The organism is Paenibacillus sp. Marseille-Q4541, from assembly GCF_018310695.1.
In the GTDB taxonomy this organism is placed as follows: Bacteria; Bacillota; Bacilli; order Paenibacillales; family Paenibacillaceae; genus Paenibacillus.
Genome location: NZ_JAGXCY010000002.1, coordinates 150,070 through 167,159, shown reverse-complemented (window position 1 = coordinate 167,159; position 17,090 = coordinate 150,070). Strand labels below are relative to the sequence as shown.

Annotated in this window: 14 protein-coding genes, 1 pseudogene and 1 riboswitch; of the genes and pseudogenes, 7 read left to right on the top strand and 8 right to left on the bottom strand. The window is 39.3% G+C overall.

The window, feature by feature from the left end; translation table 11 throughout:
* Positions 1–21: 21 nt before the first annotated feature.
* Complete coding sequence (locus KFT32_RS03425; RefSeq protein ID WP_211745722.1) at positions 22–1,359, bottom strand: hemolysin family protein; 1,338 nt, start codon at positions 1,357–1,359, stop codon at positions 22–24.
* Positions 1,360–1,607: 248 nt separating this feature from the next.
* On the opposite strand from KFT32_RS03425, the gene KFT32_RS03420 reads away from it, so the two are divergent.
* Complete coding sequence (locus KFT32_RS03420; RefSeq protein WP_211745721.1) at positions 1,608–2,342, top strand: DUF1836 domain-containing protein; 735 nt, start codon at positions 1,608–1,610, stop codon at positions 2,340–2,342.
* A 204-nt stretch (positions 2,343–2,546) separates the two neighbouring features.
* Positions 2,547–4,463, top strand: coding sequence for a PAS domain-containing hybrid sensor histidine kinase/response regulator (locus KFT32_RS03415; protein ID WP_211745720.1), 1,917 nt, complete (start codon positions 2,547–2,549; stop codon positions 4,461–4,463).
* Between the two features lie 80 nt (positions 4,464–4,543).
* Here KFT32_RS03415 and KFT32_RS03410 read toward each other — a convergent pair whose 3' ends face one another.
* Positions 4,544–4,759, bottom strand: coding sequence for a cation:proton antiporter regulatory subunit (locus tag KFT32_RS03410; protein ID WP_211745719.1), 216 nt, complete (start codon positions 4,757–4,759; stop codon positions 4,544–4,546).
* A 439-nt stretch (positions 4,760–5,198) separates the two neighbouring features.
* On the opposite strand from KFT32_RS03410, the gene KFT32_RS03405 reads away from it, so the two are divergent.
* Together KFT32_RS03405 and glgD are read left to right on the top strand one after the other, a co-directional pair.
* Positions 5,199–6,353 (top strand): glucose-1-phosphate adenylyltransferase, encoded by a 1,155-nt coding sequence (locus KFT32_RS03405; RefSeq protein WP_211745718.1) that lies wholly within the window; start codon positions 5,199–5,201, stop codon positions 6,351–6,353.
* Between the two features lie 26 nt (positions 6,354–6,379).
* Positions 6,380–7,480 (top strand): glucose-1-phosphate adenylyltransferase subunit GlgD, encoded by a 1,101-nt coding sequence (gene glgD, locus KFT32_RS03400; protein ID WP_211745717.1) that lies wholly within the window; start codon positions 6,380–6,382, stop codon positions 7,478–7,480.
* A gap of 116 nt (positions 7,481–7,596) precedes the next feature.
* Here glgD and KFT32_RS03395 read toward each other — a convergent pair whose 3' ends face one another.
* A complete protein-coding gene (locus KFT32_RS03395) occupies positions 7,597–8,061 on the bottom strand; it encodes a C40 family peptidase (protein ID WP_211745716.1) in 465 nt (154 codons plus the stop codon).
* 4 nt (positions 8,062–8,065) lie between these two features.
* Positions 8,066–8,205, bottom strand: a riboswitch (cyclic di-AMP (ydaO/yuaA leader).
* Positions 8,206–8,811: 606 nt separating this feature from the next.
* On the opposite strand from KFT32_RS03395, the gene KFT32_RS03390 reads away from it, so the two are divergent.
* The 3 genes and pseudogenes from KFT32_RS03390 to KFT32_RS03380 all read left to right on the top strand — a co-directional run bounded on the left by KFT32_RS03390 (position 8,812) and on the right by KFT32_RS03380 (position 11,571).
* Positions 8,812–9,603, top strand: a complete 792-nt coding sequence (locus KFT32_RS03390) for a GTP pyrophosphokinase (protein ID WP_283246401.1) — start codon at positions 8,812–8,814, stop codon at positions 9,601–9,603.
* A 247-nt stretch (positions 9,604–9,850) separates the two neighbouring features.
* Complete coding sequence (locus KFT32_RS03385; RefSeq protein WP_211745715.1) at positions 9,851–10,324, top strand: MarR family transcriptional regulator; 474 nt, start codon at positions 9,851–9,853, stop codon at positions 10,322–10,324.
* A 154-nt stretch (positions 10,325–10,478) separates the two neighbouring features.
* Positions 10,479–11,571, top strand: a pseudogene (locus KFT32_RS03380) (MFS transporter).
* Positions 11,572–11,704: 133 nt separating this feature from the next.
* Here KFT32_RS03380 and KFT32_RS03375 read toward each other — a convergent pair.
* The 5 genes from KFT32_RS03375 to KFT32_RS03355 all read right to left on the bottom strand — a co-directional run bounded on the left by KFT32_RS03375 (position 11,705) and on the right by KFT32_RS03355 (position 17,065).
* Positions 11,705–12,415 carry a FeoB-associated Cys-rich membrane protein gene (locus KFT32_RS03375; protein WP_211745714.1) on the bottom strand — a complete coding sequence of 237 codons (711 nt, stop codon included), beginning with the start codon at positions 12,413–12,415 and terminating at the stop codon, positions 11,705–11,707.
* 429 nt (positions 12,416–12,844) lie between these two features.
* Positions 12,845–13,696 carry an undecaprenyl-diphosphate phosphatase gene (locus KFT32_RS03370; protein ID WP_211745713.1) on the bottom strand — a complete coding sequence of 284 codons (852 nt, stop codon included), beginning with the start codon at positions 13,694–13,696 and terminating at the stop codon, positions 12,845–12,847.
* Positions 13,697–13,735: 39 nt separating this feature from the next.
* Positions 13,736–14,350, bottom strand: a complete 615-nt coding sequence (locus KFT32_RS03365) for a DedA family protein (RefSeq protein ID WP_211745712.1) — start codon at positions 14,348–14,350, stop codon at positions 13,736–13,738.
* Positions 14,351–14,382: 32 nt separating this feature from the next.
* A complete protein-coding gene (locus tag KFT32_RS03360; protein WP_211745711.1) occupies positions 14,383–16,320 on the bottom strand; it encodes an FtsX-like permease family protein in 1,938 nt (645 codons plus the stop codon).
* Complete coding sequence (locus tag KFT32_RS03355) at positions 16,295–17,065, bottom strand: ABC transporter ATP-binding protein (protein WP_211745710.1); 771 nt, start codon at positions 17,063–17,065, stop codon at positions 16,295–16,297. Before KFT32_RS03355 ends, KFT32_RS03360 begins: the two co-directional genes overlap by 26 nt.
* Between the last annotated feature and the right edge of the window lie 25 nt (positions 17,066–17,090).

The window sequence follows — 17,090 nt, the reverse complement described above, 5'->3', positions numbered from 1 at the left end:
TTTTTTTATGATTCATTTTATTTAGATAGAGACGGAAGGTTCTGGCTCTAGACCTGATTGTGTTTCTTCCGGTGCTTTTTTAAATTCTACTTTCTTCACACGATTGCGTCCAACTTCTCTTACGGTAAAGAGGAGACCTTGATGATGATGAGATTGACCTGGTTTTGGGTTGAGTAAAATCGTAAACAACCATCCGCCAATGGTATCAGCGGCTTCCAGATCAAAATGTACACCCGTCATGTCAGCGATTTGATCCAGTTGGATCTTTCCATCTACGATATAGTGTAGTTCACCAAGTTGTTCAATTTCTCTGCGTTCTTCGGAGTCAAATTCATCGCGAATTTCTCCTACAATTTCTTCGAGAATATCTTCGATTGTCACAAGACCTGCTGTTCCGCCAAACTCATCTACAAGTACAGCGAGATGCACTTGTTCTTTCTGCATTCGTTTCAGAAGATCATTAACCGCTGTAGCTTCTGAGACCGTAAGAACGGGATGCATGAACTGTTTGAGGTCAAGGCTTTTTCCTTCTTCATAATTAAGAAACATTTGTTTCGTATTAATCATTCCGATAATCTGATCTTTGCCTTGATGGGCAACAGGAAAACGTGTGTATTGTTCTCTACGGATAATATCCATGTTCTGATCAAATGTATTATTGGTATAAAGACAAACCATATCTGTACGAGGAATCATGATTTCTTTTGCTAATAAGTCGTCAAAAGCAAAAATACGATTTACATATCCGTATTCTGTATTATTAATTTTCCCACTCTGATAACTTTCAGAGAGGATGATTTGAATTTCTTCTTCAGAGTGAGCATCTTCATGTTCACTTGCTGGTTTAAGTCCGAAGAGTCGAACCAGGGCATTGGCAGATCCGTTTAAGAGCCAGATAAATGGATACATAATTTTATAGAACCACATAATGGGTCTAGCAACCAAGAAGGTCACGGCTTCTGCTTTCTGAATAGCCATTGTTTTCGGAGCGAGTTCACCTACGACGACGTGCAAGAAGGTAACGATAGCAAACGCAATGATGAACGAGAAGATATGACTGACATCCGTAGCAATGCCGAAGCGTTCAAACAACGGTTCAATCAATTTAGCGACAGTAGGTTCACCTAGCCATCCAAGTCCAAGGGCAGTTATCGTAATACCAAGCTGACACGCAGACAAGTATCCATCCAGATTGGATGTCACTTTTTGTACGGCAAGTGCACCTCTGCGTCCTTCTAGTACTAATTGGTCAATACGGCTCGAACGTAGCTTGATAATCGCAAATTCAGTTGCTACGAAGAAAGCCGTAAGCGCAATTAATACGACAAACAAAAACAAATTCAGTCCTATGTCATCCATTCGACTTTTTCACAATCCTTTTTAATAAATTTTAAGTTCATATGAACTAGTATACAGAACTTATCATCTGATGAGCAATGTGCAATATCGTCTAGTATGATTGATTTATGACGTTTAGCGTCTGAAATGAAGAACATAATGCAACTTTGCTCTTACATACACGCCTTTACAAGGTGATACGGGTCACGTAATATAAGTCCATATGATTTGATAGGATAGTTAAAACTTAATTGTAGGAGGTCCATGAGATGACAGAGTTATTTACCCTTACTCGTAGTGAAATGGCACAACTGCTGCTGTCCATCGAAGGACACCATAAGATTACGCCGCTAGAACTGCTTCAAAAAACATGGAATGAGCACCATCAGTCGGATGTAGTTCAAGGTACGACTTATGCTGCTTTTTTGTCGACTTCACTTCCTCCCATATTGGAAAAGTTAATTAAAGGGAATCGAACAGCCGGTTTTTCACTTCAGGAGATCGCTTCACTCGCACAAATGATCGAATATTCAAACGCATCTATAACTTCAATGCAAAATTGGGTGAAACGGGATTTTAAAGAGTATTTCTCTTCTCCAAAAATCGGTAAGAAATATTCCATTCATCAAGCTGCATTACTTTTTATGATAGATGATTTAAAAGCGGTATTGGATTTTGAATCGATTCGTAATTTGTTTAAAGGCATTTTTGTTGATCCGGATCGTGATGATGATGATTTATTGAATCCTTTACTCTTGTACAATACGTATGCGGACCTTTTTGAGCATTTGGATTGTGAGCATGAGCGTTTTATTCATACCGATACCTTAACAGAAGCAGAGATCCGCTTAGCTGCAGACGAGATTGTCGATTCATTCGTTCATTTAACAAAAAGACAGCATCAAATTGTAAGAAATACGATTTTTATTGCAACCTTATCTATACAAACCACATACCTTCATTCCTTATCTAAACGATATTTAAACGCAACTTTATTTTTATAATTTCAGTATGTAAGCAACAGTTTTGGTATCCGAAAAGCTTGGCATTTATTATACATAGCCAGGCTTTTTTTGTTTGCACAAAATGATTGATAAATGGGGATTCAAAAAATAATAAATGAATCTTTTGTAACCTGGGTTTGGAGTAAGGCTAAACGAGGTAACTATAAGATAGACAGAATTGGAACTGATGAAGGAGGCGGCCAGATGTTAGGGCCTTTAACGGACAACAAAGTGTGGAAGAACATTTTTTTGAACGCTCCTATTCCAATGGCCATGGTTGCTGGCGATAGGGGAATCGTATGTAAAGTGAACAAAGCCTTTGAAAATTGGGCTGGACTCAGTTCGGATGATCTGCTTACTAAATCTTTGATACATATATTAGGGTATGAGAATGAACATGATCTGAATTTCAAGGACATTGCAGATGAATTGCTAAAGGAAATAAAAGATTCTGTACATTTCAAGGTTCCTCTGAACGTTAATCATATAAAAGCAAATGAAGCAGATCTATACATCTCTCTTTTGGAATCTTCATCGAAATCCGAAGGTCACTGTTTTATTGTCCAGCTGGTTTCTACTCAGAAGAGTCGTCAAGATCCCTTTCCCCAAGCTCATCAAGTGAACTCAGAAAAACTTGAACGGGAAATAGAAGAGTACAAATCGTTGTTTAAATATAATCCTTTAGGTGTCGCTTCTTTGGATCTGAATGGGAATCTGCTACGTGTAAATGATGGGCAATGCAAGTTAACAGGACATACAAAGGAAGAACTCCTTTCGGACAAGTTCACTCCCCTTATTCACCCTGATTATTTGGAAAAAACAGATTATCATTTTTCCATGGCTTCGAAAGGGATTCCTCAAGCATATCACATTCGTTTGCTGCATAAAGAAGGACATTCCATTGAAGTACATGTAATTAACGTACCAATTATTTTAAATGAAGAGGTGGTCGGTGTTTACGGGATTACTAGCGATGTAACAGAAAGCAGGCGATATCTTCTGGAAATCGAAAATCTAAGTAACAAACTTGAACTGATATTCAATACAGTGAATGAATGCATTTTTGGGGTAGATCATGAAGGTCATCTGACCTATTTAAATAAAACGGGAGCGGAGTTACTAGACATGAGTCAGGAGGATGCAGTAGGTCTTAAACTGACAAACCAGTTTCTACAATTCAATGAAGATTATTATCCTTATCCTTCTCACCAAATGCCGATGTATGAGAATATTCTTTCAGGTGTCCGTCATTCGGTGAAAGAAACCGTGCTTGGACGCAAGGATGGTAGCACTTTTATTGCAGAGTATCAAGTAACTCCGATGATGGATCAAGATGAACATAAAGGTGCAGTCGTTGTAATACGAGACATCACTTCCATTAAGGAGATCATGAAGGCAAAAGAGGAAGCTATTCATGCAGATCGTGCTAAATCTGAGTTCCTTGCGATGATGAGTCATGAACTGCGTACACCAATGAATGGCATTGTTGGAATGACTTCTCTACTTTTAGATACAGAGCTCGATGAGGATCAGCGAGCTTACACCGAAATTATTTCGAATAGCAGCAATTCTTTAATGCAAATGTTTACGGAATTGTTGGATTACAGCAAAATAGAGGCAGGGAAAATTGAAGTTACTCATGAGCCCTTTTCTTTAAAAGACGTGCTTACTGAGACACAAAGTTTATTTATCTCGGCAGCAGAGGAGAAAGGGATTCATCTTTCACTCATTTGTGATGATGAAATTCCTGAGATATTTTTAGGAGATGCATCTAAAATAACGCAGATCCTCATTAATTTAATTAGTAATGGAGTTAAATTCACGAATTCTGGCGAAGTGATCATTCAAGTGGATCAGATGAACACTCATCTAGCGGATAGGAAATTACTAATCTTCCAAATTCAAGATACGGGCATTGGAATTCCTCTTCATAAACAAGATGAATTGTTTCAATCCTTTTCGCAGCTGGATACATCGATAAATCGTAAATACGGAGGCACAGGCCTTGGGTTAGCGATATCCAAGCGTTTGGTAGAAGTTATGGGAGGTTCAATCAGCGTTAGCAGTGAAGAAGGTAGAGGGGCTACCTTTCAATTTTTACTGGAGCTGGACATACCTTAATGAATAATGATCACGAAATGAAAAGGACAGTCTCACCCTTCATCTCTATAAAGAAGAAGGGTGGACTGTCCATTTTAATTTTATTCGTTCCATCCGCCAATTACACTAGAGAGCAACATACACTCCTCATCCTCTAGCTCTGCGATGAATATGAGATTTTCATTATCTTCTGGGTCCGAACAGTAAATTTCACGACGACCATCTTCGTGATGAACGATAATGAAATTTGAACCTGCTTTTGTCTCCAGTTGATATTTCATACCTACACCGGGCAAAGCGGATTTGAGAAGTTCCATGGGAATAATCCCCTTTCTAAACTATAGTTCTATTCGTAGAAATTCACACTCAAAGTCGTATTCTACTATCAGCTGGCTCCTAATGCAAGTATTAATAAAGGATAAATGATTAAATAATTTTGTCATATTCTGTCAGATGAATAAATTTCTAATAAAATTCTTATAACTCCGGTTTGTCAGGAAGGATTTCGGCTGATTATAATGAAATAGAAATGTGTATACATAAATAACGACCTAGAGGATGCCATCGATATTCTTTGATACATTCTCTCCATATTTACCTCAATTATAATTATCTTCTTCTAAGATGATCTTCAATGTTACCTCACTTCCAAGATCCATCCACCCATGTGCAGTCACAACTTCTTCAAAATGTTATTTGTTTATCCCTACACTCTAGAAGCAGTTAACCAATTTCACATCTTGAGGAGGCTCTTGCATGAACAAAAAAGAAGTGGTAGCCATGTTGTTGGCTGGTGGCCAGGGTAAACGTCTGAAAGGGTTAACTCGGACTTTAGCTAAACCCGCCGTTTATTTTGGAGGGACCTACCGAATTATCGATTTTCCGTTGAGCAATTGTGCTAATTCTGGAATTGATACCGTAGGTGTATTAACGCAGTATGAGCCATTAGTGTTACATTCCTATGTCGGTATCGGGAGTGATTGGGATCTTAATCGCCGAAAAGGTGGAGTGTTTGTTCTTCCCCCTCATGAGAGAGAAGGAAGTAACAGTTGGTATCGAGGGACAGCTGATGCGATTTATCGGAATTTGAATTTTGTGGATCAGTTTGAACCGGAGCATGTACTTATTTTATCTGGTGATCATATCTACAAAATGAATTATGATGCAATGCTTCAATATCACAAGGAACGGGATTCGGATTGCACGATTTCCGTAATTGATGTACCGGAGCATGAAGCGAGTCGATTTGGTATTTTGAATACGAGAAGCAATTATGAAATTTATGAATTTGAAGAGAAGCCTGCTCATCCTAAGAGTACCTTGGCATCCATGGGTGTTTATTTGTTCAAATGGTCTGTGCTCAAACAACATTTGCTTGAGAGTGAACAGGATCCTGATTCTACGTACGATTTCGGTAAAGACATTATTCCACTGCTGCTGAAGAATGAGAAGAATCTATACGCTTATCCATTTAATGGGTACTGGAAAGACGTGGGGACCGTACAGAGCTTGTGGGAGGCGAATATGGATCTTTTATGCGATGATCCTCCGCTCAATCTGAATGATCCAGAGTGGCGCATCTATTCCCGTAATCCGAACGAACCTGCAGGCTATATTGCTAAAGATGCAAAGGTTCGCAACAGTATCGTAAATGAAGGATGTATTGTTAAAGGAGATGTCAGTAAATCTGTATTATTCTATGGCGTCGAAATCGGAGAGGGAAGCGTAATTACAGATTCAGTAATTATGCCTAAAGTGAAAATTGGCAAGAATGTAAGAATTCATAAGGCGATCGTTAGTGAGGATACAGTAATTGAAGATTACGCGAGAATTGGTATTGATAAAGATGAGGCAGATGAAATTTTGCTCATTGATGAGACATATCGACAACGTACCTATGGACTAAGTTAAATTATGAATGAGGACGGTGACCTAGTATGCAACAACTCATGGGTGTAGTGAACCTAGATCAAGAGCTGGATTTAATGAATGAACTAACATATTTCCGTTGTGGTGCAGCCGTTCCGTTTGCTGGTCGTTATCGTTTAATCGATTTTGTTTTATCAAATTTGATGCACTCTGGGATTCATAATACGGCTTTATTTGTTCGTCGTAAGTATCGTTCTCTGCTCGATCATTTGGGTCAGGGCGCACCATGGGATCTTGATCGCAAGCATGGAGGGTTGTTTATTTTACCGCCCGATTGGAATGATCCTACAGATCGCTCCAAAGGCGACCTACAACATTTTCATAATAACCGTGATTATTTTGTACGTGCGAAAGGAACCCATATTATTCATACAGGCAGTCAGCATATTTACACTATGGATTATCGCAAGATGTATCAATTTCATATTTCACAACAAGCTGATGTCACACTGTTATATAAAAAAGTTGATGAGATCCTGCCGGAGCATGCTTCCTGTGTACGTGTAGATGTGGATGGGGATAAGGTAACTGGAATTCACCAGGAAGGGGATCATCCTAACATATATCTTGGAGCTTTTATTATGGAAAAACAGTTGTTCCTAAAACTTGTTGATCACTGCATTGCCCATGGTCAGGATTACTTTTTCCGTGATGGAATTCAAGAAAATTTGCATAACCTAAAAGTGGCTGGATTTGCCTTTGATGGTTACCATGCAGTTATTAACTCTATCGAGAGTTATTATCGAAACAGTCTGGATTTACTTCATCAAGAACAATATCAACATTTGTTCAAGCAAAATGAAGTTCATACGAAAATCAAATACGAACCGCCTACCCGATTTTTGGATCATGCGGACGTAAGTAACTCGATGATTGCTAATGGTTGCGTCATCGGAGGGCAGGTAGAAAATAGCATCATTTTTAGAGGGGTCAAAATTCACAATGGGGCGAAAATAAAAAATTCGATTATTATGCAAAAATGTGTGATTGAGGAAAATGCCGTGCTTGAAAATGTCATCCTTGATAAAGATGTACATTTAACATCAGATCGAATACTCATCGGTGATGCGAGACAACCTTATGTCATTGCCAAAAGCAGTCATTTATAAAAGACATCTTGTAACGTTATTAGGTGCATTAAAAAAAGGTCAGAGGAATATTCCTCTGACCTTTATATATTTTCGTAATGGATGTTTCAATGGTCCGGATACAGTGTAAATGGATTTTATAAACCTACTTTTTTGGCAGCAGAAGTACTGAGTACACGTTTAGCACCATAGTACTTGGAACTCCAATATCCTTTGTTAATAGGAGTAATGGCAATGCCTTTAGATGAAGTGGCAGAAACAAACTCATTATTACTTAGGTAGATTCCAACATGGGAAATGCCGCTGCCGCTAGTGTCGAAGAATACAAGGTCACCTTTAGTCAGTTGAGTCTTTTTAACGGATTGACCTTTCTGATACTGTTGTTTAGAACTATGGGGTAAAGTTACCCCTACTTTTTTGTATACATAACGAGTAAAACCAGAGCAATCAAATCCAGCGAGTGTCGTACCGCCATATTTATAAGGAATTCCAACTGTTTTATTTACGGTGCTTTGGAGAACAGAAGAAGCGGAAGCTTGTCCGAGTCCTGCTGTGAATAGTAGTGCAAGTCCTAGTGCTGCTGCTGTAAGTTTCTTTTTCAAAATGTAATACTCCTTCCAATGCCTGCGAGGTTAGCTAAGGATTCGGTTGAAGGTACCCTATGATCACTCTGTTTCGAGATCAATTCACCCATGGTAGGCGGGTCCCCCGCTTCTCGGTGCGTAAGAATTCGGCGGTTATCATAATTGCACCTATGTATTTTTGCCAATAACTACAATTAGTTACAAATTTAATGACGAAAATGTTACTTTCTCTACAAACGAAATTTTAACATTGGTAGCGTAATATTTCAACACTGTTTTCCTTATTTCGCTATGTTTTTTGGAAAAGTGTTTCACTTTCGTTAATTCTAGTTTCGTTTATCACTGATTATCAGAATTATGGAAGACATTTTTCTCTATAAAATAATTACAAAATGTAAATAATTATTAGTTGAACTCTTCCATTTTTACATAGAAAAGCCCTTGCAGCAGTTTGAAGTTGCTACAAGGGCTTTTATTAATTCATTCTGTGAAAGGGGAGTGACATTAGCAGATCTGATATATCCCTGTGCGGTGTTTCTAAAATCATAGGCATTATAACTCCCTTAAGGCGCCCCTTAGAGTGATCGTTAATTATGTAATTGTACACTACATTGAGTCAATGCAAGGTAAACATTGTTCTTGTTTAGATTTTACCATACCTGCCCAGTTTTGAATTCTGACCTTCACATCATGTACAATGGATAAGTAAGATCATGTAACGATTATTTTTGTACATTCGTTTTAGAGTGAGGAAGGAAGAGTTAGCCTATGAACGAGTTAAACAAACATCAGAATCAAATGGATCAAGTGAAAAGAATAAAGAATGAAATTACACGGTTCGTAATGGTTTATAAATTTGCACTGGATGAGATCGAGACTAAAATTGATATCCTCAAAGAGGAGTTTGAAGCTTTTCATGATTACAGTCCCATTGAACATACAAAGTCCAGACTGAAATCACCGGAAAGTATTCTTAAAAAATTGTATCGAAAAGGTCTTCCTATTTCGGTAGCTAATATTAAAGAACATATTAAAGACATTGCTGGACTGCGGATTACTTGTTCCTTTATTTCCGATATTTACAGAGTCAGTGAGATGCTTCAAAAACAGAGCGATATTAAAGTGCTGGATGTCAAAGATTATATCGAAAATCCTAAGCCAAATGGGTATAAAAGCTTACACTTGATCGTGGAAGTCCCTGTGTTTCTTTCCGATGGGGTAGAACATGTATGTGTAGAAATTCAAATTCGGACGATTGCGATGGATTTCTGGGCAAGTCTAGAGCATAAGATCTTTTATAAATATAATAAAGAAGTACCCGAGAACTTACTCAAAGAGCTCAAAAGTGCTGCGGACACAGCAAATAGTCTTGATCTTAAGATGGAGCGTTTGCATCATGATATTAAAGAGATTAAAGACGCTGAAGAGCAAAACAGTCAGGAAGATTTGCGTAAAATTGTAATTCGCGATCAGCAGTTTATGCTGCCTGCTGCTTTTCTTAATATTATTGATCAAGCAACGGATTCCTTGCGTAAAGATCAAAAACGAGACGTAGAATAGTAACATAAATAGGATATACAAAAGGCGGTCACCCGTAGGTATATCTACATGGTGACAGCATCAGACTGAGACAAATAGGGTTTTGGAACGAATGATTCCCGTTTCAAAACCCTATTTGCTTGCAATTCTGTCAATTTTATTTTTGATCTGTTTCATTGCAGCAAGTATAAGCGCCGTGTATTGTTGAAATAGAAACAAAATTTAATATAATATATTGTTAATGCAAGTGCGGGTGGGAGGACAGACCATGAACAAAGAAGAACAGGTCTTATTGGGTTTCAGGGAGTTATATAACAAGATGGTTTGGCTTAATAAGGATAAGATGGAAGACAGTCTTAAGGGTTATAAGCCTTCTGAAGTACATTGCATTGAATACATTGAAAAAAATGTAGATTCTAACGTGACAAAACTTGCGGAGTCCTTTTATATGACCCGTGGTGCCATAAGCAAATTAACCAAGAAGCTCATAAAAAAAGGCCTTATCGAAAGTTACCAGAAGTCGGATAACAAGAAAGAAATCTATTTTAGGCTTACTGAGCAAGGGAAAGTAATTTATAAAATTCACGAGGACTTGCACAAAGAGTTTCAAGAGCGGGATAAAGCCGTATTTGAGCAGGTAACCGAGGAACAATTTGATAGTATGCTAAGCTTTGTGGAAAAGTATAATAGGCATTTGGATGCAGAAATAAAGAAACAGAGTGTAGATATGAATTCGGAATAAAATTGAATAATGAAAATAAACCACAGGCAGCCGTGTTCTATTAAGAACAGGCTGCCTTTTTATTGTTGTTATTTTGTTGACAAGGAAACAAAATCGCGATACAATAAAAATGTTTCCAAGGAAATAAAACCACAGCTTATGAGGGGAGATTTGAATGTTCAAATTTAGATCACACCACAAACAGAACGCAGAACAAACCGTAGATCAACACGCTTTAATATTCGGTCTTATCTCTGTGTTTCTTTGCGGAATAGGCTTCAGTATCATAACACCTGTCGTCCCATTCTTAGTAGAGCCTTATATAAGCAATCCGGTACTTCGTTTTTGGGATAGGAGGGGCTCTATGGGTACTATTTGTAGGGCGCATAATAGAGGGTGTCACAGGAGGGAGCATAAGCACGATCTTCGCCTATTTTGCGGACATCATTCCTCCGCAGCAGAGAACGAAATATTTTGGATGGGTGAGTGCGGTTGTAGGTGTAGGTACGGTTATTGGCCCAACTGTAGGCGGATTACTTGCCAAGTTTGATTATGCTGCACCGATGTATTTTGGAGCCATCATCACTTTATTAAATGTTGTTTATGGATTCTTCTTTATGCCTGAGAGCCTTGATAAGAATAATAGACTGAAAGAGATTACCTTTGTAAGGCTGAATCCATTTACTCAGCTTGCAAACCTGCTTTCCATGAAAAACCTAAATAGGCTACTTATCTCAGCGTTCTTACTTTGGATACCCAACGGATCTTTACAGGCCGTTTTTTCACAATTTACAATGGATACTTTCAGTTGGAAGCCTGCACTCATCGGACTTATGTTTTCAATTATGGGTCTTCAAGACATCATTTCACAAGGTTTCATCATGCCAAAACTTTTGAAAAAACGTAGTGATAAACAAATAGCCATTCTTGGAATGGTTTGGGAGATGATAGGCTACAGTCTTATTGCGCTATCTGCTTTGTTCTCATTCTATCCTCTTTTTATCGCTGGAATGTTTATATTTGGTTTTGGTGATTCGATCTTTGGGCCTTCATTTAATGGGATGCTATCCAAGTCTGTCGATTCTAGTGAACAAGGAAGGATTCAAGGGGGGAGCCAATCGGTTCAGGCTTTAGCAAGAATGATTGGGCCTATCATTGGAGGTCAAATCTATGTATCACTTGGGTCTAGCGCACCCGCTGTTATGGGGATGATCCTTATAGCAGCGGCTATACCAGTTTTATATAAGAGAACGCATGTAAGTATGTAACCTTCTTACTTTCTTTAGGCATGTATTCACCAACTGGATAGCAGGTGGTTATAAGCACATATAATAATAGGGTTTCAGAACTTAGGAACAAGTTCTGAAACCCTATTTATCTACCGCGTTTTTTTATTTCAAGCTATTTTTTTCTCCGTACTTTTCTAATAATGAACCAAACGATGGCTACAATGAGAACTAGTGCAATTACGGCCGTAATAATTATATTCTGAACGTTAGGAACGTTTACAGATAGTTCAAGATGGTTGGCTGATAATGGTTCTACTTGCCACGTCATCGTTTTGCCATCTGCAGTGACCGCGTCAGCATTACTTGATTCCGGTTTAATAGGTAGTGTTAATTTGAGATCCAATTTGACGTCCTTCAACAACAAGTTACGTACCAAGGAAGGGATACCCTGTAAATGTTCTGTCCATGTGTTGTCTGGGATGGCAGACATGAGATCCGCATCAACCGTTATTTGATACTTCGTAAATAGAAAACCTTCCTGCGTTACATTGGAGTATGAAATACTCTCTGGGAGTTCTTTTGTTCCATTTGCTTCGTTAAGGTTTATTTCTTTAGATGCAGAGACTTCACTCGTATCCCCTGATTTCGTATTTTGCGTTTCAAAACCGTTCTCATCAAACGTATTCTGTATGGCCTGAATCAGATTCTTCTGACCCATCAGTTCCAAATTACGATCTTGGATCTTGAGGTTTAACTTCACATCGGCGGTACCGTCGGTATGCACAGTAACATGAGCTTCTCCTTGTGCACATGCGGAGAGGACCAGAGTGAGCAGTATCGTCATCATAATGGTTTGTAATTTCTTGTTTCGCAAGTTTTTCATCTTTTCGTAATCAGCCTTTCTACTATGTATTGATAATGAAATGGGACAGCTAATAAAGTGTATATATGTAGTATGACATTTATACCACGTACAGAACAAGCAATGCGAGTCATACGAGTAATGCAAGTGCAAAGAATCATATAAAGATCATATTATGACTTCGTCAGTCATATACATAATACGGGAAACGTAAAACTGGCGCATTCCAAACGAATGGGAGAGGAACGCGGCTTGAAGGAGCATCTTGTGTGCAGGAGGCGAATCGTATGAGTGCAGAATTGCTCATCCAACTGCTAGTGCTCATTTTGATGATTATTCAGCTCAGTTCTCGTAAGTCGTAAGGCGAACAACAAAGAAGAGAGGAGGGCCGTTATACGGCCGCTCCTCTCTTCTTTGTACCCTCTTTGGAGAGTGGATAAACGATTCGGACTACATAATAAATACTAGGTAGATCACCGCCGCCAAAATAATACGGTAGATCGCAAATGGGATCAACTTAACCCGGTTAATCAGTTTCAGGAAGAAACGGATGGAGATGAGGGCAAAGATGAACGCAGATATGAAACCTGCAATGAAATAAGGAAGTGCATCCATCGTAAAGTACTCCCAGTTTTTGATGAGGGAGAGGAAACTTGCTCCAAACATGACCGGAACAGCCATAATGAAAGTAAAGTCAGCTGCTGCGCGGTGGCTCATTCCAAGGAGTACACCACCAGAGATCGTAGAGCCGGATCTAGAGAACCCTGGCCACAAGGATAGACATTGAATGAGTCCAATTGAAAATGCTTGACGATAGGTCATCTGATCCACTGTCTCTACCTTAGGCTGTTTAGGAGCAAACAAGTCAGCTGCAATCATAAAGAAAGCACCAATGACAAGACCAATAAGTACGGTGTTGATGGAGAAGAGATGCTCATCAATGTAATCTTCAAATAACAATCCAAGAACACCGGCTGGAATCAATCCAACAAGAACCTGAGTTAGTTTGAGGCGACCATGTCCGGGCGCTTCAGGAATAGCGGGTTTCTTTTTGCCAAACAGTTTATCAAGTCCGAGCAGATTAATGAAACGATCTTTAAATACGACCACGACAGCAAGGATGGAGCCTAATTGAATGACAACCTTGAACGTGTTAGCCACATACTGTGTTAGAAATTCTTTTGAATTTAGCCACATGTCATCAACAATGATCATATGTCCCGTAGAAGAGACGGGTGCAAACTCAGTTAATCCTTCCACCATTCCGAGAATAATGGTTTTTAGCAAATCAATAAAATTCATGTTGATGTCACTTCTCCTTTATAAAAGGTTCTTCTCTTATTACTTCTTAGATTTTTTGTTGCGTCTGAAAAACCAAATTAGGAAGACAATACCGACAATGGCGATAATGGCATAAGCAAAATTGGAGTAGACGCCGATAAAGTCTGTAATTTCATGCCAGTTACTGCCGAGCGTTGCGCCGACCATGACGAGAATGGTGTTCCAGATCAAAGTACCGATCGTTGTGTACACCAGGAATAACCCGAATTTCATATTGGACATCCCGGCCGGAATAGAGATCAGACTTCGTACCAAAGGAATCATGCGACAGAATAATACCGTCCAATAACCATATTTTTCAAACCAGGCATCTGCTTTATGGATATCTTCTTTCTTGACGCGTAGGATGTGTCCCCAGCGTTCAACGATTTTCTCCAGACGTTCCACATCAAGAAGCAGTCCGACACCGTACAGAATAACCGCACCAACGACAGAACCAATCGTAGCTGCGATGATAACCCAAAATACCGTGAGGGACGTATAAGTTGTCATGAACCCACCGAAAGGAAGGACGATTTCAGACGGAATGGGTGGAAATACGTTCTCAAGTGCAATGATTAGAGCAATACCAATATAACCAAACTGCTCCATAAAACTTGTGATCCAGTTCTCCAAGATTTACCTCCTAAGAATAAAATAATATGTTGCTAAAGTGACTTTTTCAAATTTCGTAAATAGTGAAATCGAATAAAGAAGAAATACAGTACCTGGGCAAGTACAAAGCACAAAAGCACAACTCCCATTGTAGATGCAATGGATAAGTAGAACAAGCTCTGCAGTGCAATAAATGCAAAAATACTATGGATGACGGCAACTACGGTAGGAACAAAAAACAGAAACGCAAGTTGTCCGGTCACGATGCTCCGAAATTCCCGGGGGGTGAGCCCCATCTTCAGTAGCGTTAAATACTGTCTTCGATCGTAATCAAGGTCCGCGTACAATCTAAAGTATAGGAAACTTCCTGCAGCAATAAAGAAAATAGCCGCAAGCAGCATTGCGATAAATAGCAGGATTCGGTACATGCTTTCCCTTAGGATAAACAGGGTTCCGCTAACCGACATTGCATATGTTTTTCCTGCGTCATAACGTGTTCTTCCGTGATCAGCAAGTTCATCAGCAAGAAATGCGGTCTGCTCAAAATGATCTACGTAAAAACCGGTGTATATATCGGTTCTTTCTGGATGAACGATCTGAGCGAATAGTTTATCATGAATGACGACTGCTTCAAAGCTTTCATCAAAATCTGCGAGCAAATTATCCGGAATGATTACGTGTTTCGTATATCCTACTTCACGGATCGTCACATCGGGCTGAAGCAAAGTGTACTCTTTTAATTGTTTAAATCTGATTTTGCTCTTGTCATTCTGTGAGCTGATGAGTACATAAGCTTCATTATAAGATGGCGATTTTTCGGACCAATCATATCCTGCAAGCTCCACTACTTGTTTATAATCAGAAAAAGATATGATCGGCAGTTCGTTTGATAATACCCGGTTCTTCTCATCAAAACGAATGGTGGCATATTTTATCTTGATCTGATCCTCCTTATAGGGGATGTTTCGCTTCGAAAGCTCGGATGTAATGCGAGTTAGGTGGGCCTCTTCTAATGAATTACCATGCTTAGATACATAGCCGATGGCTGCGGGATAATCTTCCAGAAAAAGCTCAGACACTACATTAATAGAAGCAAACACACCAAGTGAACAGAAGGAGACAGTTGAGACCATTGTTACCATAAAAAACAGTCTTGCATGTTCTTTCATCCGGTAAGAGAGACTTGAGAACATAATTAAGTTCGTTTTTCTTAGGTAGATTCTTCGTTTTCTTTTGATCCATTGCAGCAAATTTACACTAAGATGGGAATAGAACAGATAGGTTCCTGCCATCGTAATGATCACTACAGGGATAACTCGGTAATAAATAGTATACGTATCAGCACCGGCAGCAAGCGTATATCCCGTACCTAACAATAGTAAGCTTAGCCAAGCAAGCCATGGTGAACCTTCCGGTTTTGTCTTATTTTTTGCTCCTGCTTGAAAAAGATCAATCAATTTCGTGGTACGTACGATTCTTGAAGTATAGGCCGAGATCAGCAGGAACAGGAATACAAAAGCAAAAAGGGTCAGCATGAGTGGAGACATTGATAAATAAAAGGGCAATGAGTCAATCTCCAGCGCCAGGGCACTGACGAGAAAAAACAACTTGGCAAAAAGCGCACCGGCCGCAGTACCTATCATGGTTGCAGATAACCCAATAATCATATTTTCAAGAAAAATAACTTTGCCAAGCTGGGCAAGGGTCATCCCATGCATCATGAGTACACCGAATTCTTTCTTGCGTGATGTGAGAAATGAACGTACGGAGTAAAGTACAAACAAGAATGAGAATACAAATACCATACATTCTGCAAGAACGAAAGCTTGGATAGCAATCTCAGAACTTAAACCACGTCTGATATCGGGATGAAAAATAAGCATGGCATTGATAAAGAACACCATTACAGAAAAGGCACTACTTAAAAAATAGGCTGCATACGTACGTTTATTACGTGCGACGTTGTTAAATGCGAGCTGTCGTAAGGTCATAGCGGTCTCCGCCGAGCAAAGCTAACATATCCACAATTTTCTGAAAAAAAGCTTGTCTGTTGTCTCCTCGGTATATTTCATTGTATAGCTTTCCGTCTTTGATAAAGATGACACGCTGACAATAACTTGCAGCCATTACATCGTGGGTAACCATGAGAATGGTAGCTTGCTCTTGCTCATTCATTTGCTGCAGCATCATCATTACATCCTTCGAAGACTTGGAGTCGAGATTCCCGGTTGGCTCATCCGCAAGAACGATAGAAGGATGGTGTATCATCGCTCTAGCAATAGCTGTTCGCTGTTTCTGTCCTCCTGAAATTTCATGAATCATACGGTTACGGATAGACTCAATCCCAAGAGTTTTAATGATTTCTTCCAAACGAGTATTCATGGTAGGAAGAGGGATGTTATCAAGTGTTAAAGGCAGAACAACATTCTCCTCAACCGTAAGCGAATCAAGCAGATTAAAGTCCTGAAAGACAAAGCCAAGTTCACGTCTGCGGAAAAGCGCCATTTCTTCAGCATTCATATGATAAGGGTTGTTACCACGAATCTTTATGTCTCCAGATGATGGGGGATCTATCGTAGCGATCGCGTTCAGCAGGGTCGTTTTTCCACTTCCGGAAGGACCCATGATTCCAACGAAATCACCGCTCTTTACCTGGAAACGAATGTTGTCCAGTACTTTGTTTTCATTCGTACCTTCATAGATTTTAGATACGTTTTTCACTTCAAGAAGTGGCACTTTTAGCGTGACCTCCCTTCTCTTT

Bases quoted from the DNA above. Each gene is read 5' to 3' on its own strand.
- KFT32_RS03425 (WP_211745722.1), bottom strand. From the start codon at position 1,359: ATGGATGACATAGGACTGAATTTGTTTTTGTTTGTCGTATTAATTGCG.
- KFT32_RS03420 (WP_211745721.1), top strand. From the start codon at position 1,608: ATGACAGAGTTATTTACCCTTACTCGTAGTGAAATGGCACAACTGCTG.
- KFT32_RS03415 (WP_211745720.1), top strand. From the start codon at position 2,547: ATGTTAGGGCCTTTAACGGACAACAAAGTGTGGAAGAACATTTTTTTG.
- KFT32_RS03410 (WP_211745719.1), bottom strand. From the start codon at position 4,759: ATGGAACTTCTCAAATCCGCTTTGCCCGGTGTAGGTATGAAATATCAA.
- KFT32_RS03405 (WP_211745718.1), top strand. From the start codon at position 5,199: ATGAACAAAAAAGAAGTGGTAGCCATGTTGTTGGCTGGTGGCCAGGGT.
- glgD (WP_211745717.1), top strand. From the start codon at position 6,380: ATGCAACAACTCATGGGTGTAGTGAACCTAGATCAAGAGCTGGATTTA.
- KFT32_RS03390 (WP_283246401.1), top strand. From the start codon at position 8,812: ATGAACGAGTTAAACAAACATCAGAATCAAATGGATCAAGTGAAAAGA.
- KFT32_RS03385 (WP_211745715.1), top strand. From the start codon at position 9,851: ATGAACAAAGAAGAACAGGTCTTATTGGGTTTCAGGGAGTTATATAAC.
- KFT32_RS03375 (WP_211745714.1), bottom strand. From the start codon at position 12,415: ATGAAAAACTTGCGAAACAAGAAATTACAAACCATTATGATGACGATA.
- KFT32_RS03370 (WP_211745713.1), bottom strand. From the start codon at position 13,696: ATGAATTTTATTGATTTGCTAAAAACCATTATTCTCGGAATGGTGGAA.
- KFT32_RS03360 (WP_211745711.1), bottom strand. From the start codon at position 16,320: ATGACCTTACGACAGCTCGCATTTAACAACGTCGCACGTAATAAACGT.